At 71.2% G+C, this 18,705-nt stretch carries 16 protein-coding genes and 1 riboswitch; of the genes, 11 read left to right on the top strand and 5 right to left on the bottom strand.

Annotated features, from left to right (window positions below; translation table 11 throughout):
• The first annotated feature begins 6 nt into the window (after positions 1-6).
• Entirely contained in the window at positions 7-1,677 is a 1,671-nt protein-coding gene (gene cdgB, locus ABZT12_RS19370) for a diguanylate cyclase CdgB (protein ID WP_356385534.1), read from the top strand.
• A gap of 154 nt (positions 1,678-1,831) precedes the next feature.
• On the top strand, positions 1,832-2,800 hold the full coding sequence (locus ABZT12_RS19365; RefSeq protein ID WP_356385531.1) for a CBM35 domain-containing protein: 969 nt from the start codon (positions 1,832-1,834) through the stop codon (positions 2,798-2,800).
• A gap of 67 nt (positions 2,801-2,867) precedes the next feature.
• Here ABZT12_RS19365 and ABZT12_RS19360 read toward each other — a convergent pair whose 3' ends face one another.
• The 3 genes from ABZT12_RS19360 to ABZT12_RS19350 all read right to left on the bottom strand — a co-directional run bounded on the left by ABZT12_RS19360 (position 2,868) and on the right by ABZT12_RS19350 (position 6,106).
• Positions 2,868-3,833, bottom strand: coding sequence for a 1-phosphofructokinase family hexose kinase (locus ABZT12_RS19360; protein WP_356385528.1), 966 nt, complete (start codon positions 3,831-3,833; stop codon positions 2,868-2,870).
• 129 nt (positions 3,834-3,962) lie between these two features.
• Entirely contained in the window at positions 3,963-5,162 is a 1,200-nt protein-coding gene (nagA, locus tag ABZT12_RS19355; protein WP_356385525.1) for an N-acetylglucosamine-6-phosphate deacetylase, read from the bottom strand.
• Positions 5,162-6,106: an ROK family protein gene (locus ABZT12_RS19350; RefSeq protein ID WP_356385522.1), complete on the bottom strand. Its 945-nt coding sequence runs from the start codon at positions 6,104-6,106 to the stop codon at positions 5,162-5,164. Before ABZT12_RS19350 ends, nagA begins: the two co-directional genes overlap by 1 nt.
• A 143-nt stretch (positions 6,107-6,249) precedes the next feature.
• On the opposite strand from ABZT12_RS19350, the gene ABZT12_RS19345 reads away from it, so the two are divergent.
• The 3 genes from ABZT12_RS19345 (at position 6,250) to otsB (ending at position 8,692) form a co-directional block, all read left to right on the top strand.
• Positions 6,250-7,482, top strand: coding sequence for an extracellular solute-binding protein (locus tag ABZT12_RS19345; RefSeq protein ID WP_356385520.1), 1,233 nt, complete (start codon positions 6,250-6,252; stop codon positions 7,480-7,482).
• Positions 7,483-7,550: 68 nt separating this feature from the next.
• Complete coding sequence (locus tag ABZT12_RS19340; RefSeq protein WP_356385517.1) at positions 7,551-7,784, top strand: DUF3263 domain-containing protein; 234 nt, start codon at positions 7,551-7,553, stop codon at positions 7,782-7,784.
• Between the two features lie 32 nt (positions 7,785-7,816).
• The gene (gene otsB / locus ABZT12_RS19335) at positions 7,817-8,692 is read left to right on the top strand and encodes a trehalose-phosphatase (protein WP_356385514.1); all 876 of its coding nucleotides are present in this window, start codon (positions 7,817-7,819) and stop codon (positions 8,690-8,692) included.
• Positions 8,693-8,735: 43 nt separating this feature from the next.
• Here the strand turns inward: otsB and ABZT12_RS19330 are convergent, their stop codons facing one another.
• The gene (locus ABZT12_RS19330) at positions 8,736-10,124 is read right to left on the bottom strand and encodes a trehalose-6-phosphate synthase (protein ID WP_356385511.1); all 1,389 of its coding nucleotides are present in this window, start codon (positions 10,122-10,124) and stop codon (positions 8,736-8,738) included.
• Positions 10,125-10,181: 57 nt separating this feature from the next.
• Entirely contained in the window at positions 10,182-11,126 is a 945-nt protein-coding gene (locus tag ABZT12_RS19325) for a glucosyl-3-phosphoglycerate synthase (RefSeq protein ID WP_356385508.1), read from the bottom strand.
• A 168-nt stretch (positions 11,127-11,294) separates the two neighbouring features.
• Positions 11,295-11,457, top strand: a riboswitch (SAM riboswitch).
• A 17-nt stretch (positions 11,458-11,474) separates the two neighbouring features.
• Here ABZT12_RS19325 and thrC point away from each other — a divergent pair.
• The 6 genes from thrC to ABZT12_RS19295 all read left to right on the top strand — a co-directional run bounded on the left by thrC (position 11,475) and on the right by ABZT12_RS19295 (position 18,622).
• The gene (gene thrC / locus ABZT12_RS19320; protein WP_356385505.1) at positions 11,475-12,767 is read left to right on the top strand and encodes a threonine synthase; all 1,293 of its coding nucleotides are present in this window, start codon (positions 11,475-11,477) and stop codon (positions 12,765-12,767) included.
• Positions 12,764-13,039 (top strand): ubiquitin-like small modifier protein 1, encoded by a 276-nt coding sequence (locus ABZT12_RS19315; protein ID WP_356385502.1) that lies wholly within the window; start codon positions 12,764-12,766, stop codon positions 13,037-13,039. Before thrC ends, ABZT12_RS19315 begins: the two co-directional genes overlap by 4 nt.
• A gap of 429 nt (positions 13,040-13,468) precedes the next feature.
• The gene (locus ABZT12_RS19310; protein WP_019057200.1) at positions 13,469-13,675 is read left to right on the top strand and encodes a cold-shock protein; all 207 of its coding nucleotides are present in this window, start codon (positions 13,469-13,471) and stop codon (positions 13,673-13,675) included.
• Between the two features lie 353 nt (positions 13,676-14,028).
• Positions 14,029-15,651: a chaperonin GroEL gene (gene groL, locus ABZT12_RS19305; protein ID WP_356385498.1), complete on the top strand. Its 1,623-nt coding sequence runs from the start codon at positions 14,029-14,031 to the stop codon at positions 15,649-15,651.
• A 192-nt stretch (positions 15,652-15,843) separates the two neighbouring features.
• Entirely contained in the window at positions 15,844-16,968 is a 1,125-nt protein-coding gene (locus tag ABZT12_RS19300) for an NADH:flavin oxidoreductase (protein ID WP_356385495.1), read from the top strand.
• 199 nt (positions 16,969-17,167) lie between these two features.
• Positions 17,168-18,622: an MFS transporter gene (locus ABZT12_RS19295; RefSeq protein WP_356385492.1), complete on the top strand. Its 1,455-nt coding sequence runs from the start codon at positions 17,168-17,170 to the stop codon at positions 18,620-18,622.
• Positions 18,623-18,705 lie beyond the last annotated feature (83 nt).

The following is an 18,705-nucleotide window of genomic DNA, read 5'->3' as shown; positions in this document are numbered from 1 at the left end:
GCGAGCATGGAGACCGAGTCGGAACCCTACGTCCGCCTCACGACCCTGCGACAGCTGCATCAGGTCATGGCGGACATGAACACGGCCCGCAGCCTGGCGGACACGCTGCAGACCGTCGCGGACGGCGTCGTGAACGGCCTCGGCTACGAGCTGGCCTGCGTCAACCTCGTCCGCGGGGACGGCGATCTGGTCGTCGCCGCCTTCGCCGGGAACGCGGCCGCCGAGGCGCTCATCACCGGCCGGGTCGGTTCGCGCCCCTCCTGGGAGCGCCGGCTCACCATGGGCGAGGCCTGGGGCGATCTGCGCTTCATCCCGCACACCGAGGGCTGGGTCCTCGACGAGGACGACGTACCGCAGTGGTACACCGACGGTCCCGCGCCCCGCTTCGAGGACGAATGGCACCCCGCCGACCGGCTCTTCGCGCCCATGTACACGCCCGGCGGCCCCGGCAACGCCTGCGGCGAGCTGATCGGCGTCCTCTCCGTGGACCGGCCGCGCAACGGACGACGGCCGGGCGCGTGGGGGCGCGAGGCGCTCCAGATGTACGCGTTCCAGGCGGCCATAGCGATCAGCAACGCGCGGCTGCGCGCCAACATGCAGCGCGCCCTGGTCCGGCTCGAAAGGGAGCAGCAGGCGCTGCGCGCCAGTGAGGAAAGCTTCCGGCAGGCCTTCGAGTACGCGCCCTCCGGCATGGCGATAGCCGAGATGGGCGGCGACCAGCACGGCCGCATCCTGCGCAGCAACGACGCCCTGTGCCGGCTGCTCGGCCGGCCCGCCTCCGCGATGCGCCGCTACTCCTTCTCCGACCTCGTGCACCCCGAGGACATAGGCACCCTGCTGAGAACCTCGGCGGAGGGCGGACGCGCGGAGCTGCGGCTCGGCCGCCGTGACGGCACCTACCTCTGGGTCTCGCTGCGCAACTCGGTCGTCGCGGACGCCGCCGACGGACCCCGCTTCCTGCTCACCCACGTCGAGGACATAGAGGACCGCAAGCGCCGCGAGCTCCAGCTCGCCCACCGGGCCTCGCACGACGCGCTGACCGGCCTGCCGAACTCGGCGGAGCTGCGCACCCGCCTCTCCTCCCGCATCTGCCAGCGCCCGCACTCCACGCACCCCGGCGAGATCGAGTCCATCGACGCCGCGTACGGGCATCCGGCCTACGACGGGACCGCGCCCGCGACCGGGAGCGGCTTCGACTTCCGGTCCGACGCGGACGTCCTGGACGCCTACGACCACCATGTGCACGCCATCGCCCCCGAGGGGGAGCGCGACGACGGCACCAAGGGGCTCGCGGTCCTCTTCTGCGACCTCGACGGCTTCAAGTCGATCAACGACCGGTTCGGGCACAATGCGGGCGACGCGGTCCTCATCGAGGTCGCCCGGCGGCTCGGCCGGGCCGTGCGCGACGGCGACACGGTCGCCCGGCTGGGCGGCGACGAGTTCGTGGTGCTGGCCGACGGGCTCGGCAAGGCCGACGCCCAGGACCTCGCCGTACGGCTGCGGAACGAGATAATCCAGCCCATCCGGGTGGACGGGCGCGCCGTGCGGGTCGGGGCGAGTTTCGGCATCGGATGGGCACACTGCGGCAAGACGGCGGACGAGGTGTTGAAATCCGCTGACGAACGGATGTACGTCGAGAAACGATCTCGTCCCAAACAGCACAGACGCGCGGGATGATCTCCAGGTCGGCGAGCTGACACGGTCCGAGCCGCCCCTTCCGGCACCCGTCGGGGGTCCCCCCGTTCGAGCGCGTTCGAGAATGGGGGAGGGTAGGCTCGCTGTTCACCAGACGCAACGCATCCGACCCGCACCTGTTGAGGAGTACCTAGGGATGACGCCCGGCAACAACGGCGCGAGCACGCCCGAGGACGACGACCCGTTCGGCTATCTGTACGCGGATGGCCAGGCCAACGGAGCCCAGCCGCCCTCCGGTGGCGGCGGCTATGGCTACCCGGGATCGGTCAACCGGGTGCGCGCCGTCGGCGAGCGCCAGTACGGCGGCGGCCAGCAGGCCGCGACCGCGCCCTACCAGCAGTACGGCCAGACGGTCCCGCAGCAGCAGCCCTACGGTGCCGCCCCGTCGAACACGCGCTACCAGGCCCCGGAGACCTTGCCCGGCGGCCCGCCCGGAGGCCAGCAGCCCCCCTCGCACGGCGGTGGCGGCGGCCGGCGTGGCCCCAACACCAAGGGCCTGCTGATCGGCGCGGTCGCGGTGGTCGCCGCCGTGGTGATCGGGATCAGCGTCGCGATGATGAACGGCAGCGACGACAACAAGGACGCGAGCGGCTCGGGCGCCTCTCCGGCGGCGTCGCAGAGTGCGGCGCCGAGCCCGTCGGCCAGCAACAGCGCGGCGAGCGAGGAGGACCTTCCGACGATCGACGCGAAGGCCCTGCTGCTCGGTGGCGGCGCCGCCACCGCGTCCGACGTCAAGGGCGCGAAGGCGGACGGCGGCGTCTACGTCAGCGGCTTCAACCAGGTCGGCTCGTCGGTGACGTGGAACGTCAGCGGCATCCCCAAGTCCGGCAAGTACAGCGTGTACATCGGCTACAGCGTCCCCGGCAAGGACGGCAACGCGACGCTCACGGTGAACGGCACGGCCTCCGACACACCGGTCGGCCTGAAGAACTGGGCGTCCGCCGCCGAGGGCGACTACGCGAAGGGCTGGACGAAGACCTACAACTACATCCAGCTCAACAAGGGCACGAACAGCATCAAGGTCTCGTGCGAGCAGGGCAACCAGTGCGACGCCCTGCTGGACCAGATGTGGCTGGTCAAGGGCTGGGTCAAGTCCGGCGGCTGAGCCCCGAAGCGGCGTCCGGGCCGCCGCCCACGCCGGAGGGGTCGCCCTGCCGGTGCCGAACGGAACGCTAGGCGGTCCCGGGCCGCGGGAGCCCCTTGAGCCCCTTGCCGGGACGCGCCCCTCCCGTCACGGTCACCCGTCCCGCCAGCTCCTCGTACGCCGCCCGGTCGAACTCGCCCGCGACGGGGGAGTGAACCGTCGCCGCCGACAGCGCGACCGCGCGGGACAGCCGCTCCGGCCACGGAAGTTGTTCGACCAGGCCGGAGACGAGGCCCGCGACCGCCGAGTCGCCCGCGCCCGTCGGGTTGCCGCGGACGCGGGTGGGCGGGGCCGCCTGCCAGCGTCCCTCCGGGGTGAGCGCGAGCAGGCCCCGCGGGCCCAGGGAGGCGACCACCGCGCGGGCGCCCCGGCGGCGCGCGTCCTGCGCCCCGCGCAACGGCTCGTGGGAGCCGGTGAGTTCGGCCAGTTCGTCGGCGTTCGGCTTGACGATGTCGGGGCGGGCGGCCACCCCGCGCCGCAGCGGCTCCCCGCTGGTGTCGAGCAGCACCGGCACCCCGGCCGCCCGCGCACTCCTGATCAGCCCCGCGTACGCCCCCACCGGCACTCCCGGCGGGAGACTTCCGCACAGGGCCACCACCGAGGCGCTGCCCAGGAGTTGACCGTACGCCTCCTGCAACGCCGACCACTCGGCCCGATCCACCGTCGGGCCGGGCTCGTTGAGCTGGGTCGTGTCGCCGGTCCGTCCGTCCACGACGGCTATCGTGCGCCGGGTCGCGCCGGCGACCGGGACGAGCGCGTCGAACACCCCTGTCGTACGGGCCAGTTGCTCCTTTACGACGTGTCCGGTCGCGCCGCCCGTGAAGCCGGTGACCGTCACCTCGTGGCCGAGGGCGGCGAGTACGCGGGCGACGTTCAGCCCCTTGCCGCCCGGCCGTTCGGTCACCTCCAGGACGCGGTGCGAGCCGTGCGGGCGCAACTCCCGTACCCGGTAGGTGAGGTCGAGGGCGGTGTTCAGCGTGACCGTGAGGATCACCTGGTCCGACCTCCCCCGCACAGGCGCGCACACGCTCGCCGTCGCTGTTCCGGCGGCTCGATCATGTCAAAGAGACCGGGGCCGGCCCAGATCCGGACCGGCCACCCCTCTCCCGCGATCCGCCACGGGTCAGCCCAGTCGGGGATCGACCACCCAACTGCCGTGCCGCATCACGCCCTTGAGGTCGAACGCGGAGTCCAGCAGCACCAGGTCGGCGTACTTGCCGGGCTCCAGTGAGCCGATCTCGTCGTACCTCCCCAGCAGCCTGGCCGGGTTCACCGACAGGGCGGTGACGACGTCCTCCACCGGCAGCCGGTCGACGGTGACCGCGCGTGTGAAGGCCCGGTCCAGGGTGAGCGTGGAGCCGGCGATCGAACCGCCCTCCACCAGCCGGGCCACGCCCTCGCTGACCTCGACCTCCAGCGGGCCGAGCAGGTACCGCCCGTCGCCGAAGCCGGCCGCGTCCATCGCGTCCGTGATGAACGCCACCCGCTCCGCGCCCGCGTGATGGAACGCCAACTGGAGTGCGGCCGGGTGGAGATGAGTGCCGTCGTTGATCAACTCGACGGTGACGCGGCCGTCTTCGAGGAGCGCGGTGATCGGGCCCGGCTCACGGTGGCCGAGCGGTGGCATCGCGTTGAAGAGGTGCGTGGCGACGGTCGCGCCGGCGTCGATCGCCTCGACCGTCTGCTCGTACGTCGCGTCCGTGTGACCGATCGCGGCGATCACGCCCTGCTCGGCGAGGAGCCGCACGGAGTCGATGCCGCCGGGCAGTTCGGTCGCGAGGGTGACCATCGCGGCCCGGCCGCGCGCCGCGTCGAGCAGCTTGCGCACGGCCGCCGGGTCCGGGTCGCGCAGCAGCGCCTCGGAGTGCGCGCCCTTGCGGCACGGCGAGATGAACGGGCCCTCGAAGTGGACGCCGGCCAGGTCGCCCTGCTCGACCAGTTCGGAGAGCAGCCCCGCGCGCCGCACGAGGAAGTCCATCTCGCCGGTGACGGTGGAGGCGACCAGGGTCGTCGTGCCGTGCAGCCGGTGGGTGCGGATGCCCTTGAGGACCTCCTCGACCGTGCCGGAGGTGAAGGAGGCGCCGCCGCCGCCGTGGTTGTGGAGGTCGACGAAGCCGGGCACCAGCCAGTGGCCGGACACGTCGATCACCTCGGCCTGCTCCGGGGCGCTCCCGGCGATGCGTTCGCCGTCGACGACCACCCGGCCGCCGCCGACGGTTCCGGTGGGCAGGACCACCCGGGCGCCGGACAGGACGAGGGGCGCCGGGCCGGTCGCGGGCCGCGGGGGGTGGGTGGCTGGTCGCGCCTCCGGGTCGGCTGCCATCAGGTGGTTACCTCCGTACGGTCGGTCGTGGTCAGGAGATCCCAGGCCAGCAGCCCGGCACCGAGGCATCCGGCGGTGTCCCCGAGGGCCGCGGGGACCAGGGACGGCAGCTTCTGGAAGGTGACGCGCCGCCGGACGGCGTCCCGCAGCGGTGCGAACAGGGTCTCGCCCGCCTCGGCCAGCCCGCCGCCGATGATGAGCGTGCGCGGGTCCAGCAGGGTGAGGGCGGTGACCAGGCCGTCGGCGAGCGCGTCGACGGCGTCCTGCCAGACCTGCCGGGCCCGGTGGTCCCCGGATGCGACGGCCCGGGCGCAGTCGGCCGCGTCCGCCGCCGGGTCGCCGGACGCGGCGGCCCAGGCCGCGCTGACGGCCGCCGCCGACGCGTACCGCTCCAGGCAGCCGCGCTGCCCGCACGGGCAGGGGGTTCCGCCGGGCCGTACGACGACATGGCCGATCTCGCCCGCGAAGCCGTGCGCGCCCGCCTCGATCCGGCCGTCGATGCCGATCGCGCCCGCGATGCCGGTGCCGAGCGGTACGAAGAGGAACCGGTCGGCTCCCCGGCCCGCGCCGATCCGGCCCTCCGCGAGGCCGCCGGCGCGCACGTCGTGGCCGAGGGCCACCGGGACCCCGCCGAGCCGGGCGGCCAGCAGGTCGCGCAGGGGCACGTCGCGCCAGCCCAGGTTGGCCGAGTAGGCGGCGACGCCCCGCTCGGCGTCGACGATGCCGGGGACGGCGACCCCGGCGGCGGACGCGGGCTCGCCGAACCGCTCCTCGCCGTGGGCGCGCAGCTCGGCGGCGAAGCCGAGGATCGAGGCGACGACCGCCTGCGGTCCGCGCTCGCGGCCGGTCGCCCGACGGTCGGTGTGGAGCAGCTCGCCGGCGGCGCCGACCAGGGCGGCCTTCATTCCGGTGCCGCCCACGTCGAGGGCGATGACATGTCTCACGGGGAACAGTGTGACCCGTAGACCCATAAGAGGTCTAGTCCACTCACGTGGTGTAGACCTTATGGGTCCAGACAGCGAGCGGCGTGACGGCCGGGCAGGGGATCTCAGCGGTGCAGCGGCGGAGTACAGGAACGATCGCGGGTATGTCCGCATTGGGTATGACAGCGCTCCTCGGGGGCTGCGGCCTGACCGGACACTCCGGTGACGTCACCCTGAGACTCGTCGCCGCCGACTACGGCGACTCCAAGGCCAACAGCTCGCGTGCGTACTGGGACGGCCTGGCCAAGGAGTACGAGGCCAAGCACTCCGGAGTGCGCGTCGACGTCAGCGTCTACTCCTGGAACGACGTCGACCGCAAGGTCGCGGAGATGGTCGACGCCGGGCGGGCGCCCGACATGGCGCAGATCGGCGCCTACGCCGACTACGCGGCGGCCGGAAAGCTCTACAGCGCCGCCGACCTGCTCTCCATCCCGGTCGAGGCCGACCTGACGGGACCGCTCGCCGACGCGGGCCAGGTGAAGCAGGTGCAGTACGGCATCCCGTTCGCCGCCTCCACCCGCGTCCTCTTCTACAACAAGACGCTCTTCGCCCGCGCCGGGCTGACCCCGCCGGCCAACTGGAGCGAACTGGCCGCCGACGCCTGGGCGCTGAAGGCGCAGGGCGTGAAGTACCCCTTCGCGCTGCCGCTCGGTTCCGAGGAGGCGCAGGCCGAGACGATGCAGTGGCTGCTCGGCGGGGACGGCGGCTACACCGACGACGTCGGTACGTACACCCTCGACTCGGCTCAGAACGTGGCCACCTTCAGCTGGCTCAAGGACGAACTCGTCGGCAAGGGGCTGACCGGTCCCGTCGCGCCGGCGAAGCTCAACCGGGCCGACGCCTTCGCGGCCTTCGCCGACGGCGACGTCGGCATGCTCAACGGGCACCCGACCCTCATCCAGCAGGCCGTCAAGAAGGGCGTCGAGTTCGGTACGGTCCCGCTGCCCGGGCGGACCGGCAAGGCCAAGAACACGATGGGCGTCTGCGACTGGATGACCGCCTTCAAGCAGAGCGGCCACCGCGACCAGATCGGCGACTTCCTCGACTTCGTCTACGACGACAAGAACGTGCTCGCCTTCTCCCGCGAGTACGACCTGCTGCCGGTGACCAACTCCGCCTCCGACGTCATGGCGGCGGACAAGCGGGACGCCGCCCTCGGCCCGTTCCTCTCCGAACTCCCGCTCTCCCAGCTCTACCCGGTCGGCAAGACCTCCTGGGCCACCGTCAGCGCCGACATAAAGAAGGACATCGGCCGGGCGGTCGCCCCGGACGGCAGCCCCACGGCCGTGCTCAGCGGGCTCCAGGCGTCGGCCTCGCTGGCGGAGAGCGCCGAGTAGTCCGCGCGGTCCGTCCGGCCGCCCCGGCCGGACGGGCGTTGTCAGTGGCGGCAGCTACCGTTTCTGGCATGGAACAGGAGCCGCTGCACCGGAGGGAACAGGACATCCTCGCCCTGGAACGCAGGGGCTTCCCGGGCCCCGGCGCCAAGGAGCGCGCGATACGCGAGGAGCTGGGCCTGGCACCGGTGCGCTACTACCAGCTCCTGAACGCGTTGCTGGACGACGTACGGGCGCTGGCCCACGACCCGGTGACGGTGAACAGGCTGCGCAGGGTCCGGGAGGTACGCCGGTCCGAGAGGTGAGGAAAACGGGCGGCCCGGATAGGGTCGGAGGTATGGGCAGCCCTCATCAGGACTCCACCGACCCCACCGACCCCCCGGCCCCCCTGCCGACCCCGCTCACCCCGGTCGGCCGCGACGGGCTCGACGCGATGCTCGCCCGGCCCGCGAAAGCGGTGATCGGGCTCGACTTCGACGGCACGCTCGCGCCGATCGTGGCCGACCCGGAGCAGGCACGGGCCCACCCGGACGCGGTCCGCGCGCTCGCCGCGCTCGCCCCGAAGGTGGCCGCCGTCGCCGTCGTCACCGGCCGCCCGGCCGGCGTCGCGGTCCGGCACGGCGGCTTCGCGGGCGTTCCCGGCCTGGAACACCTCGTCGTCCTCGGCCACTACGGCGCCGAGCGCTGGGACGCCGTCACCGGCACCGTCAGCGCCCCCGCTCCGCACCCCGGGGTCGCCGCCGTCCGGGCCGAACTGCCGGGCTTCCTCGACCGGATCGGTGCCTGGCAGGGCACCTGGATCGAGGAGAAGGGCCGCGCGGTCGCCGTCCACACCCGCCGGGCGGCCGACCCCCAGGCCGCGTTCGAGACCCTGCGCGCGCCGCTCACCGAGCTGGCCGCCCGCCACGGCCTGATCGTCGAACCGGGCCGCATGGTCCTGGAGCTGCGCCCGCCGGGCATGGACAAGGGCGTCGCGCTCCTCGAATACGTGAGGGAGACCGGCGCCGAGTCCGTCCTCTACGCCGGCGACGACCTGGGCGACCTGCCCGCCTTCACCGCCGTCGACAAACTCCGCTCCGACGGCGTGGCCGGCCTGCTGGTGTGCAGCGGCAGCTCCGAGGTGGCCGAACTGGCCGACCGCGCCGACCTGGTGGTGGACGGCCCGGCCGGGGTCGTGGCACTGCTGTCGGCGATCGCGGCCCGGCTGGACTGACGGGCCGGGCCGGGGCCGGTCAGCCGGGCTGGGGCGCCGGGGTTCAGCGCTCCAGTGCGTGCAGCTGCTCCAGGAACCACTGGGCCGGCGGAAGCGCCGTGGCCGCCGCCGCCAGCCGCTTGGTCCGCTCGGCCCGCTCCCCGGCCGGCATGGTCAGCGCCTCGTGCAGGGCCGCCGCGGTGCCGGTCACGTCGTAGGGGTTCACCGTGATCGCGTCCTCGCGCAGCTCCTCGTAGGCGCCCGCCTCCCGGGAGAGCACCAGCACGCAGCCCTCGTCGGAGACGACCGGTACCTCCTTGGCGACGAGGTTCATGCCGTCCCGGATCGGGTTCACGAGCGCCACGTCGGCGAGCCGGTAGGCGGCCAGGGAGCGGGCGAAGTCGTCCTTCACGTGCAGCACGACCGGAGTCCAACCAGGCGTCCCGTACCGGGAGTTGATCTCCTCGGCGAGCCGCTGCACCGCGGCCGTGTACTCCCGGTAGACCGCGAGGTCCTGCCGGGAGGGGTAGGCGAACGCGACGTGCACGACCCGCTCGCGCCACTCCGGGCGGTCGTCGAGGAGCTGCCGGTAGGCGAGCAGCCCGCGCACGATGTTCTTCGACAGTTCGGTGCGGTCGACCCGCACGATCGCCCTGCGGTCCTCGCCGATCTCCGCGCGCAGGGCCGTCATCCGCTCCTCGACATCCGGGCGGTGCGCGCGCTCGCGCAGGAACTCGGCGTCCGCGCCCAGTCCGTGCACCCCGATCCGGGTCTCCCCGAGGCCCCCGGCGAACTCCGTACAGCAGGCCGTGAACGCGTCCGCCCAGCGGTGGGTCAGGAAACCCAGCCGGTCCGCCCCGAGCATGCCCGTCAGGATCTGCCGGCCGATGTCGTCGGGCAGCATCCGGAAGTACTCCGGCGGCGCCCACGGCGTGTGCGAGAAGTGCCCGATGCGCAGGTCGGGGCGGAGCTCCCGGAGCATCCCGGGGACCAGCGTCAGGTGGTAGTCCTGCACGATCGCGACGGCCCCCTCGGCCGCCTCCTCCGCCAGCGCCCGCGCGAACGCCCGGTTGTACTCCTCGTACGACGCCCACTGGCGCCGGAACTCCGCGTCGAAGACCGGCTCCAGGGGCGTCTGGTACAGCATGTGGTGGACGAACCAGAGCACCGAGTTGGCGATGCCGTTGTACGCGTCGGCGTGCACCTCGGCCGGGACGGCGAGCATCCGCACGCCCTCCTCGCCGACCCCGCGCCGGACCGCTTCCCGGTCACCGTCGGAGAGCGCGGAGCACACCCACAGCGCGCCCGCGTCCGGCCCGATCGCGGAGAGTCCGGAGACCAGACCGCCGCCACCGCGCCGGGCGTTCAGCGAACCGTCGTCACCCACCTCGTACGAGACCGGGCCGCGGTTGGACGCGACGAGGACCTGGGCAGCACCGTACGTGGAAGTCATATGCCACTACCTAGCCCGGCCCGGAAACGCTCAAACGCACGATCCGTATACGGACTCCTAAGCAACCCTGCGTGACCGGTACTCCCGGATCTCCGCCATCGGCGGGCGCTCCTCGGTGTCCACGGAGTACGTCCGCGGTTCGAAGCCGTCCGGGCCCCGCACGAACTGGGTGAGGGACGGCCGGAGGAGGTGTCCGCGGGCCAGCCTCAGCTGGGCGGTGCGGTAGATCTGGGCGGCCATCCGGCCCAGCGCCTGGCCGTCCTGGTGGCGGTGCTTGCGCACCCCGACGTCGACCTGGGCGAGGGCGTCCAGGCCCACCAGGTGCAGCGAGTCGACGAGCATGCCCAGCTCGACGCCGTACCCGACCGGGAACGGCAGCTGTTCGAGCAGGGAGCGGCGGGCCGCGTACTCGCCGCCGAGCGGCTGCACGAAGCCGGCCAGCTGCGGCCAGTGCATGTTCAGCAACGGGCGCGCCATCAGCTCGGTGACCCGGCCGCCCTGTCCCGCCGCGCCGCCGAGCGGACGGTCGTACATCGCCTTGACGAGGTCGATCCCCGGGTCGGTCAGCAGCGGTCCGACGATGCCGGTGACGAAGTCGGAGGAGAACTCCTTCAGGTCGGCGTCGACGAAACAGACAATGTCACCGCCGGTGACCAGCAGTGAGCGCCACAGCACCTCGCCCTTGCCGGGCACGGCGGGGAGCCGGGGCAGGATGTCGTCGCGGTGGACGACCCGGGCGCCCGCCGCGGCGGCCACCTCGGAGGTGCGGTCGGTGGACCCGGAGTCGACGACGACTATCTCGTCGACGAGCGGGACCTGCCGCACCAGGTCGTGGCGGAGGACGGCGACGATCTCGCCGACCGTCTCCTCCTCGTTGAGAGCGGGCAGCACGACACTGACCGACTGGCCGGTGCGCTGCTTGGCGGCCAGGATCTGGTGGAGCGGGCGATCGGTCAGGGACCAGGAGCGGGTGCTCAGCCAGCGCTCGACTTCCTTCAGCACGTTGCGCGGCTCCTCTGCGTTCTATCGGCGAGCGGACACGGAGCGTGTCCGGTTGATCCATCTCGCGGTTCGGACGGCTCTCTCAACTGTCCTGGCCTTCGGTTACAGTCTTGGACAACGCTGATGACCATCGCATGTCGGGGGTCACCGGCGCCCACAATCGAATACCGCTCATCCAGAGGGGCAGAGGGATACGGCCCGTTGAAGCCCCGGCAACCCTCCAGCCGGTCTTGCTCGCATGTGGTGAAAGAACTGCCATGTGGCGGGGCTCCCGGCTCGGGAAGGTGCCAAATCCGTCTCACGGCGAGATGCGTCGTGAGGAAGATGAGGAGAAAGGGCCTCGCCTCCATGGCTGCGCAGACTGTCGCACACACCCCGAATCCGGTGAACGCCGTCGATCTCGGACCCGCCGCCGCCCTCTCGTGCCGCGAATGCGGCCACCGCGTCCCGCTCGGCCCGGTCTTCGCCTGCGAGGAGTGTTTCGGCCCGCTGGAGATCGCCTACGACTTCTCGGGCTACGACACCGAGGACCTCCGCAAGCGCATCGAAGCGGGACCCGCGAACATCTGGCGGTACGCGCCGCTGCTGCCCGTCCCCGCCGACGTGGCCGGCAAGCCGAACATCAACCCGGGGTGGACCAAGCTCGTCCAGGCCGACAACCTCGCCCGGGAGCTGGGCGTCGACGCCGGCAAGCTCTTCGTCAAGGACGACTCCGGCAACCCGACGCACTCCTTCAAGGACCGCGTCGTGGCCCAGGCCATCGAGGCCGCCCGCGCCTTCGGCTTCACCACCCTCTCCTGCTCCTCCACCGGCAACCTGGCCGGCGCGGTCGGCGCCGCCGCCGCCCGGGCCGGCTTCCGCTCCTGCGTGTTCATCCCGCACGACCTGGAGCAGGCCAAGATCGTCATGGCGGCGGTCTACGGCGGCGAACTCGTCGGCATCGAGGGCAACTACGACGACGTGAACCGGTTCTGCTCCGAGCTGATCGGCGACCCGGCCGGCGAGGGCTGGGGCTTCGTCAACGTCAACCTGCGGCCGTACTACGCGGAGGGCTCCAAGACCCTGGCGTACGAGATCTGCGAGCAGCTGGGGTGGCGCCTGCCCGACCAGCTCGTGGTGCCGATCGCCTCGGGTTCCCAGCTCACGAAGATCGACAAGGGGCTGCGCGAGCTGATCGAGCTCGGGCTCGTCGAGGAGAAGCCGTACAAGATCTTCGGCGCCCAGGCCGAGGGCTGCTCGCCGGTCTCCGCCGCCTACAAGGCCGGCCACGACGTGGTGCGCCCGCAGAAGCCGGACACCATCGCCAAGTCGCTGGCGATCGGCAACCCGGCCGACGGGCCGTACGTCCTCGACATCGCGCGCCGGACCGGCGGAGCGGTCGAAGATGTCAACGACGAGCAGGTGGTGGACGCCATCAGGCTGCTCGCCCGGACCGAGGGCATCTTCGCGGAGACCGCCGGCGGTGTGACGGTCGGGGTGACGCGGAAGCTGATCGAGAACGGTCTGCTGGACCCGGCGCTCACCACGGTCGTCCTCAACACGGGCGACGGCCTCAAGACGCTGGACGCGGTCGCCGGCACCGGCCTGACCGCTACCATCCGCCCGAACCTGGACTCCTTCCGAGAGGCTGGCCTCGCATGAGCGTGACCGTCCGCATCCCCACCATCCTGCGCACCTACACCGGAGGCCGGGCCGAGGTCGCCGCCGAGGGGGCCACCCTCGGCGACGTCATCGCCGACCTGGAGAAGAACCACACGGGCATCTCGGCACGCGTCCTCGACGACCAGGGCAAGCTGCGCCGGTTCGTCAACGTCTACGTCAACGACGACGACGTGCGCTTCGAGCAGGGTCTGCAGACGGCCACGCCGGACGGTGCGGGAGTGTCGATCATCCCGGCCGTCGCCGGAGGCTGACCGACCGGTTGGTTACCCTTGGTAAGGCCGATTACCGAGAGTTCATCGAATTGCCCCCTCCGTGAGAGAAACGGAGGGGGCAATTCTGTATGGTTGAGCGCGGTACAGTTGGGGAACCGGCTCGCCGCGCCCCTCCGAGTTCACGCTCCGAGGCCCGCGAGAAGTAGCCAAAGTAGGCAGGTCTTTTGTGGCCAATGTTCCCTTTGTGGGGCCCGACTTGCCCTGAATCCCGACTAATTCTCCGGAATTCACCGAACGCCGATGCCCAGAATTCTCGTCCGATTGACCTGTTGCAGACGGCAGTTGGACAGATACATTCGGCCGCGGTCGACGCGTTCCGGCGCACGCCCCCAACCTGTGGGGGGTGAGGTCTGACCCGGATCCGCGAAGTGTGGATCTGTGCAAGGGCCAGTAATAGGGGAGTTAGGCATGGCTCAGGGCACCGTCAAATGGTTCAACGCGGAGAAGGGGTACGGCTTCATCGCGGTCGACGGTGGTGCGGATGTTTTCGTCCACTACAGCGCGATTCAGATGGACGGCTACCGCACCCTGGAAGAGGGTCAGCGGGTCGATTTCGAGATCTCGCAGGGACAGAAGGGGCCGCAGGCGGACATGGTCCGGCTCGCGACCAGCTGAAGCACGCGCCGACTTTACTGCAGCGTCGTTCTTCTGTTCGCCATAGAAGTTCACAGCAGTTCACAGCAGTGCGCCGAAGGGCTCGTACTCGCGGGTACGGGCCCTTCGGCATGCCCGCCCGGCCTCCCCGGCGGCCCCCGGACGAGGGTCGAACCGTGGGAGCCGCTTGCACTCGGCAGGGGCGAGTGCTAATCATTGGCGTTAGCACTCTGCAGGTGAGAGTGACAACGAGGATCGGGTCGGTGAGGCCCGCAGGCCAAGTGGGGCAAGGAACCACGCGGTCGGCGAGCCGTCCGTCGCGGGCGCCAGCGCGGTCCGGAGCAATCCACCCCAGTCCGGGAGGACCACTTCACATGGCCAAGATCATCGCGTTCGACGAGGAGGCACGGCGCGGCCTCGAGCGCGGCATGAACCAGCTCGCGGACGCCGTCAAGGTGACGCTCGGCCCCAAGGGCCGCAACGTCGTCCTCGAGAAGAAGTGGGGCGCCCCCACGATCACCAACGATGGTGTTTCCATCGCCAAGGAGATCGAGCTCGAGGACCCGTACGAGAAGATCGGCGCCGAGCTGGTCAAGGAAGTCGCCAAGAAGACGGACGACGTCGCCGGCGACGGTACGACCACCGCCACCGTTCTCGCCCAGGCCCTGGTCAAGGAAGGCCTGCGCAACGTAGCCGCCGGTGCCAACCCGATGGCCCTCAAGCGCGGTATCGAGAAGGCCGTCGAGGCCGTCTCCGGTGCCCTCCTGGAGCAGGCCAAGGACGTGGAGACGAAGGAGCAGATCGCCTCCACCGCCTCCATCTCCGCCGCCGACACCCAGATCGGCGAGCTCATCGCCGAGGCGATGGACAAGGTCGGCAAGGAAGGCGTCATCACCGTCGAGGAGTCGCAGACCTTCGGTCTGGAGCTTGAGCTCACCGAGGGCATGCGCTTCGACAAGGGCTACATCTCGGCGTACTTCGCCACCGACATGGAGCGTATGGAGTCCGTCCTGGACGACCCGTACATCCTGATCGCCAACTCGAAGATCGCCAACGTCAAGGACCTGCTCCCGCTCCTGGAGAAGGTCATGCAGTCGGGCAAGCCGCTGCTGATCATCGCCGAGGACGTCGAGGGCGAGGCCCTGTCGACCCTGGTCGTCAACAAGATCCGCGGGACCTTCAAGTCCGTCGCGGTCAAGGCCCCGGGCTTCGGCGACCGCCGCAAGGCGATGCTGAACGACATCGCCATCCTCACGGGCGGCGAGGTCATCTCCGAAGAGGTCGGCCTCAAGCTGGAGAACACCGGCATCGAGCTGCTCGGCCGGGCCCGCAAGGTCGTCATCACCAAGGACGAGACGACGATCGTCGACGGCTCCGGCTCCGCCGACCAGGTCGCCGGCCGCGTCAACCAGATCCGTGCCGAGATCGAGAACAGCGACTCGGACTACGACCGCGAGAAGCTCCAGGAGCGCCTCGCCAAGCTCGCCGGTGGCGTCGCCGTCATCAAGGCGGGCGCGGCCACCGAGGTCGAGCTCAAGGAGCGCAAGCACCGCATCGAGGACGCCGTTCGCAACGCGAAGGCGGCCGTCGAGGAGGGCATCGTCGCCGGTGGCGGCGTGGCGCTCATCCAGGCCTCCAACGTCTTCGAGAAGCTCGAGCTCGAAGGTGACGAGGCCACCGGTGCCGCGATCGTGAAGCTGGCGCTCGAGGCCCCGCTGAAGCAGATCGCCGTCAACGGTGGTCTCGAAGGCGGAGTCGTCGTCGAGAAGGTCCGCAACCTGCCCATCGGTCACGGCCTCAACGCCGCCACCGGTGAGTACGTGGACATGATCGCCGAGGGCATCATCGACCCGGCGAAGGTCACGCGCTCTGCTCTGCAGAACGCCGCGTCCATCGCCGCGCTCTTCCTCACCACCGAGGCCGTCATCGCCGACAAGCCGGAGAAGAACGCCGCGCCGGCCGGCGGCGGCATGCCGGGCGGTGACATGGACTTCTGATCCGCCGCTGGCTGATCAACGTCCTTGCGGAGGGCGGTACTTCCTGGAGACAGGAGGTGCCGCCCTCCGGCGTGTCCGGCATCACAGGGAGACGGCCGGTGGGGCGGGAATGTGGTGGGCGGCGGGGGAGTTGGACTTGACGGACATTCAATGCATACGCACATACCGTCTGGTACCGAGGAGTTCCCCCACGTGACTGTCAACGCCTCCGCCTCCCGCGCCGCCGAGATCCTGGGCCGCCCGATCGCCCTCAACGGCCTCACCGTTCCCAACCGGATCGTCATGGCGCCGATGACCCGCGAGTTCTCCCCGGGCGGCGTGCCCGGTGCGGACGTGGCCGGCTACTACGCGCGCCGGGCCGCCGCGGGCGTGGGCCTGATCGTCACCGAGGGCACCTACGTGGGCCACGAGTCCGCGGGACAGAGTGACCGCGTCCCGCGTTTCCACGGCGAGGAGCAGCTCGCGGGCTGGGCGAAGGTCGCCGAGGGCGTGCACGCCGCGGGCGGCACGATCGTGCCCCAGCTGTGGCACATCGGCATGGTCCGTGAGCAGGGCCAGCCCCCGTTCGCCGAGGCGCCCGCGGTCGGCCCCTCCGGTCTGCGGATCGGCGCCGACGAGCCCACCGGCAGGGCGATGACCCAGGGCGACCTGGACGACGTGATCGGCGCGTTCGCCGAGGCCGCCGCCGCGGCCGAGCGCATCGGCTTCGACGGGATCGAACTGCACGGCGCCCACGGCTACCTCCTCGACCAGTTCCTCTGGGCGGGCACCAACCGCCGTGCGGACGGTTACGGCGGTGACCCGGTCGCCCGTACCCGGTTCGCGGCGGAGATCGTCGCGGCGGTCCGGGGGGCGGTCTCCGCCGACTTCCCGATCCTGTTCCGTTACTCGCAGTGGAAGCAGGACGTCTACCGGGCCCGGCTCGCCGAGACCCCGGCGGAGCTGGAGTCGATCCTGACTCCGCTGGCGGCGGCCGGTGTCGACGTCTTCCACGCCTCCACGCGCCGTTACTGGCTCCCGGAGTTCGAGGGTTCGGACCTGAACCTCGCGGGCTGGACCAAGAAGCTCACCGGCAAGCAGACCATCACCGTCGGCTCGGTCGGCCTCGACGGCGACTTCGTCAAGGCGTTCCAGGGCGAGGGTGCCCCGCTCAAGGGTCTCGACGACCTGCTGGACCGCCTGGAGCGCGACGAGTTCGACATGGTTGCCGTAGGCCGCGCCCTGCTCCAGGACCCCGAGTGGGCGGCGAAGATCCTCGCGGGCCGCGTCGGGGAGCTGGCGCCGTACGACGCCGCGGCACTGGCAACGCTCAGCTAGCACGCCCGTCCGCCGCCGCCGTCGGCCGTGGACCGTGCCGAGGTGGCCGTCTCTCCTGTGGAGGCGGCCACCTCTCTGTGCGGGGCGTTCCACGAGACGGCGGCCACCCCTCCGCCGATTTAGCTTGCGTAAGTCAAGCAAGTGATTTATGTTTGAGTAAGTCAAGCAAACTTCACCTGCTCATGACGGAGGAACCGCCATGTCCCACACTTCTGCCCGACCCGCCGCGGCGGGCTCCGCGGCCCCGCCGAGGGCGAACGCCGTGGTGGCGGTGCTGGCCCTGGCCGGAATCGTCGTCTCGCTGATGCAGACCCTGGTCATCCCGATCGTGCCCGAGCTGCCGAAACTGCTCCACGCGCCGGCCTCCGACACCGCGTGGGCCGTCACCGCCACGCTGCTGGCCGCCGCCGTCGCCACCCCGGTCGTGGGCCGCCTCGGCGACATGTTCGGCAAGCGGCGGATGCTGCTGACCAGTGTCGTCCTGCTGGTGGCCGGTTCGGTGGTGTGCGCGTTCTCCGACTCGCTGATCCCCATGGTCGTCGGCCGCGCCCTCCAGGGCCTCGCCGCCGCCGTGGTCCCGCTCGGCATCAGCATCATGCGAGATGTGCTGCCCGCCGACCGGCTGGCCGGTTCCACCGCCCTGATGAGCGCCTCCCTCGGTGTCGGCGGCGCGCTCGGCCTGCCGTCGGCCGCCTTCATCGCGGACAACTTCGACTGGCACTTCCTCTTCTGGACGTCCGCCGTCCTCGGCGTCGTCTCCTTCCTGCTGATCCTGCTGATCGTCCCCGAGTCGGCCACCCGCTCCGGCGGCCGTTTCGACCTGGTGGGCTCGCTCGGCCTCTCCGCGGGTCTGCTCTCCCTGCTGCTGGCCGTCTCCAAGGGCTCCGACTGGGGCTGGACGAGCGGTACCACCCTCGGCCTGTTCGCCGCGTCCGCTCTTGTCCTGCTCGCCTGGGGCTGGTGGGAGCTGCGGTCCGAGCAGCCGCTGGTCGACCTGCGCACCACCGCCCGCCCCCAGGTGCTCTTCACCAACATGGCCTCCATAGCGCTCGGCTTCTCGATGTTCGCGATGTCCCTCGTCCTGCCGCAGCTCCTCCAACTGCCCACGCAGACCGGCTACGGCCTGGGCAAGTCGATGATGACCGTAGGACTGGTGCTGGCCCCGCAGGGGCTGGTCATGATGGCGATGGCGCCGCTGTCCGCCGCGATCACCAGGACCCGGGGCCCCAAGGTGACCCTGATGACCGGCACGCTGATCGTGGCCTCCGGCTACGCCCTGAACATCCTGCTGATGTCCCAGGTGTGGCACCTGGTCCTGGTCTCCTGCGTGATCGGCGCCGGCATCGGCTTCACCTACGGCGCGCTGCCCGCCCTGATCATGGGCGCGGTCGACCCGGCCCAGACGGGCGCCGCGAACAGTCTCAACACCCTGATGCGGTCGCTGGGTACGTCCTTCGCCAGCGCGATCGCCGGAGTGGTCCTGGCCCAGATGACCACCAACTTCGGCTCCGCCGCCCTGCCCTCGGAGAACGGCTTCAAGACCGTCATGGCGCTCGGCGCGGGGGCGGCCCTGCTCGCCTTCCTGATCGCCACGTTCATCCCCGCCCGGCGCGCTCCGGGCGCCGCGGACGCGGCCCCGGCGGCTCGACCTTGACGAGCCGGGCCGTGACGCAGTCGTGCAGCAGGACACGCATCCGGTCGACCGTGTCGACGAGGATGCCGCGGATGGCCGCGTTG

The sequence above is a fragment of the Streptomyces sp. NPDC005423 genome (assembly GCF_040606415.1).
GTDB lineage: Bacteria > Actinomycetota > Actinomycetes > Streptomycetales > Streptomycetaceae > Streptomyces.
The sequence above is the reverse complement of the archived record's forward strand: the minus strand, read 5'-3'. Positions and strand labels throughout refer to the sequence as shown.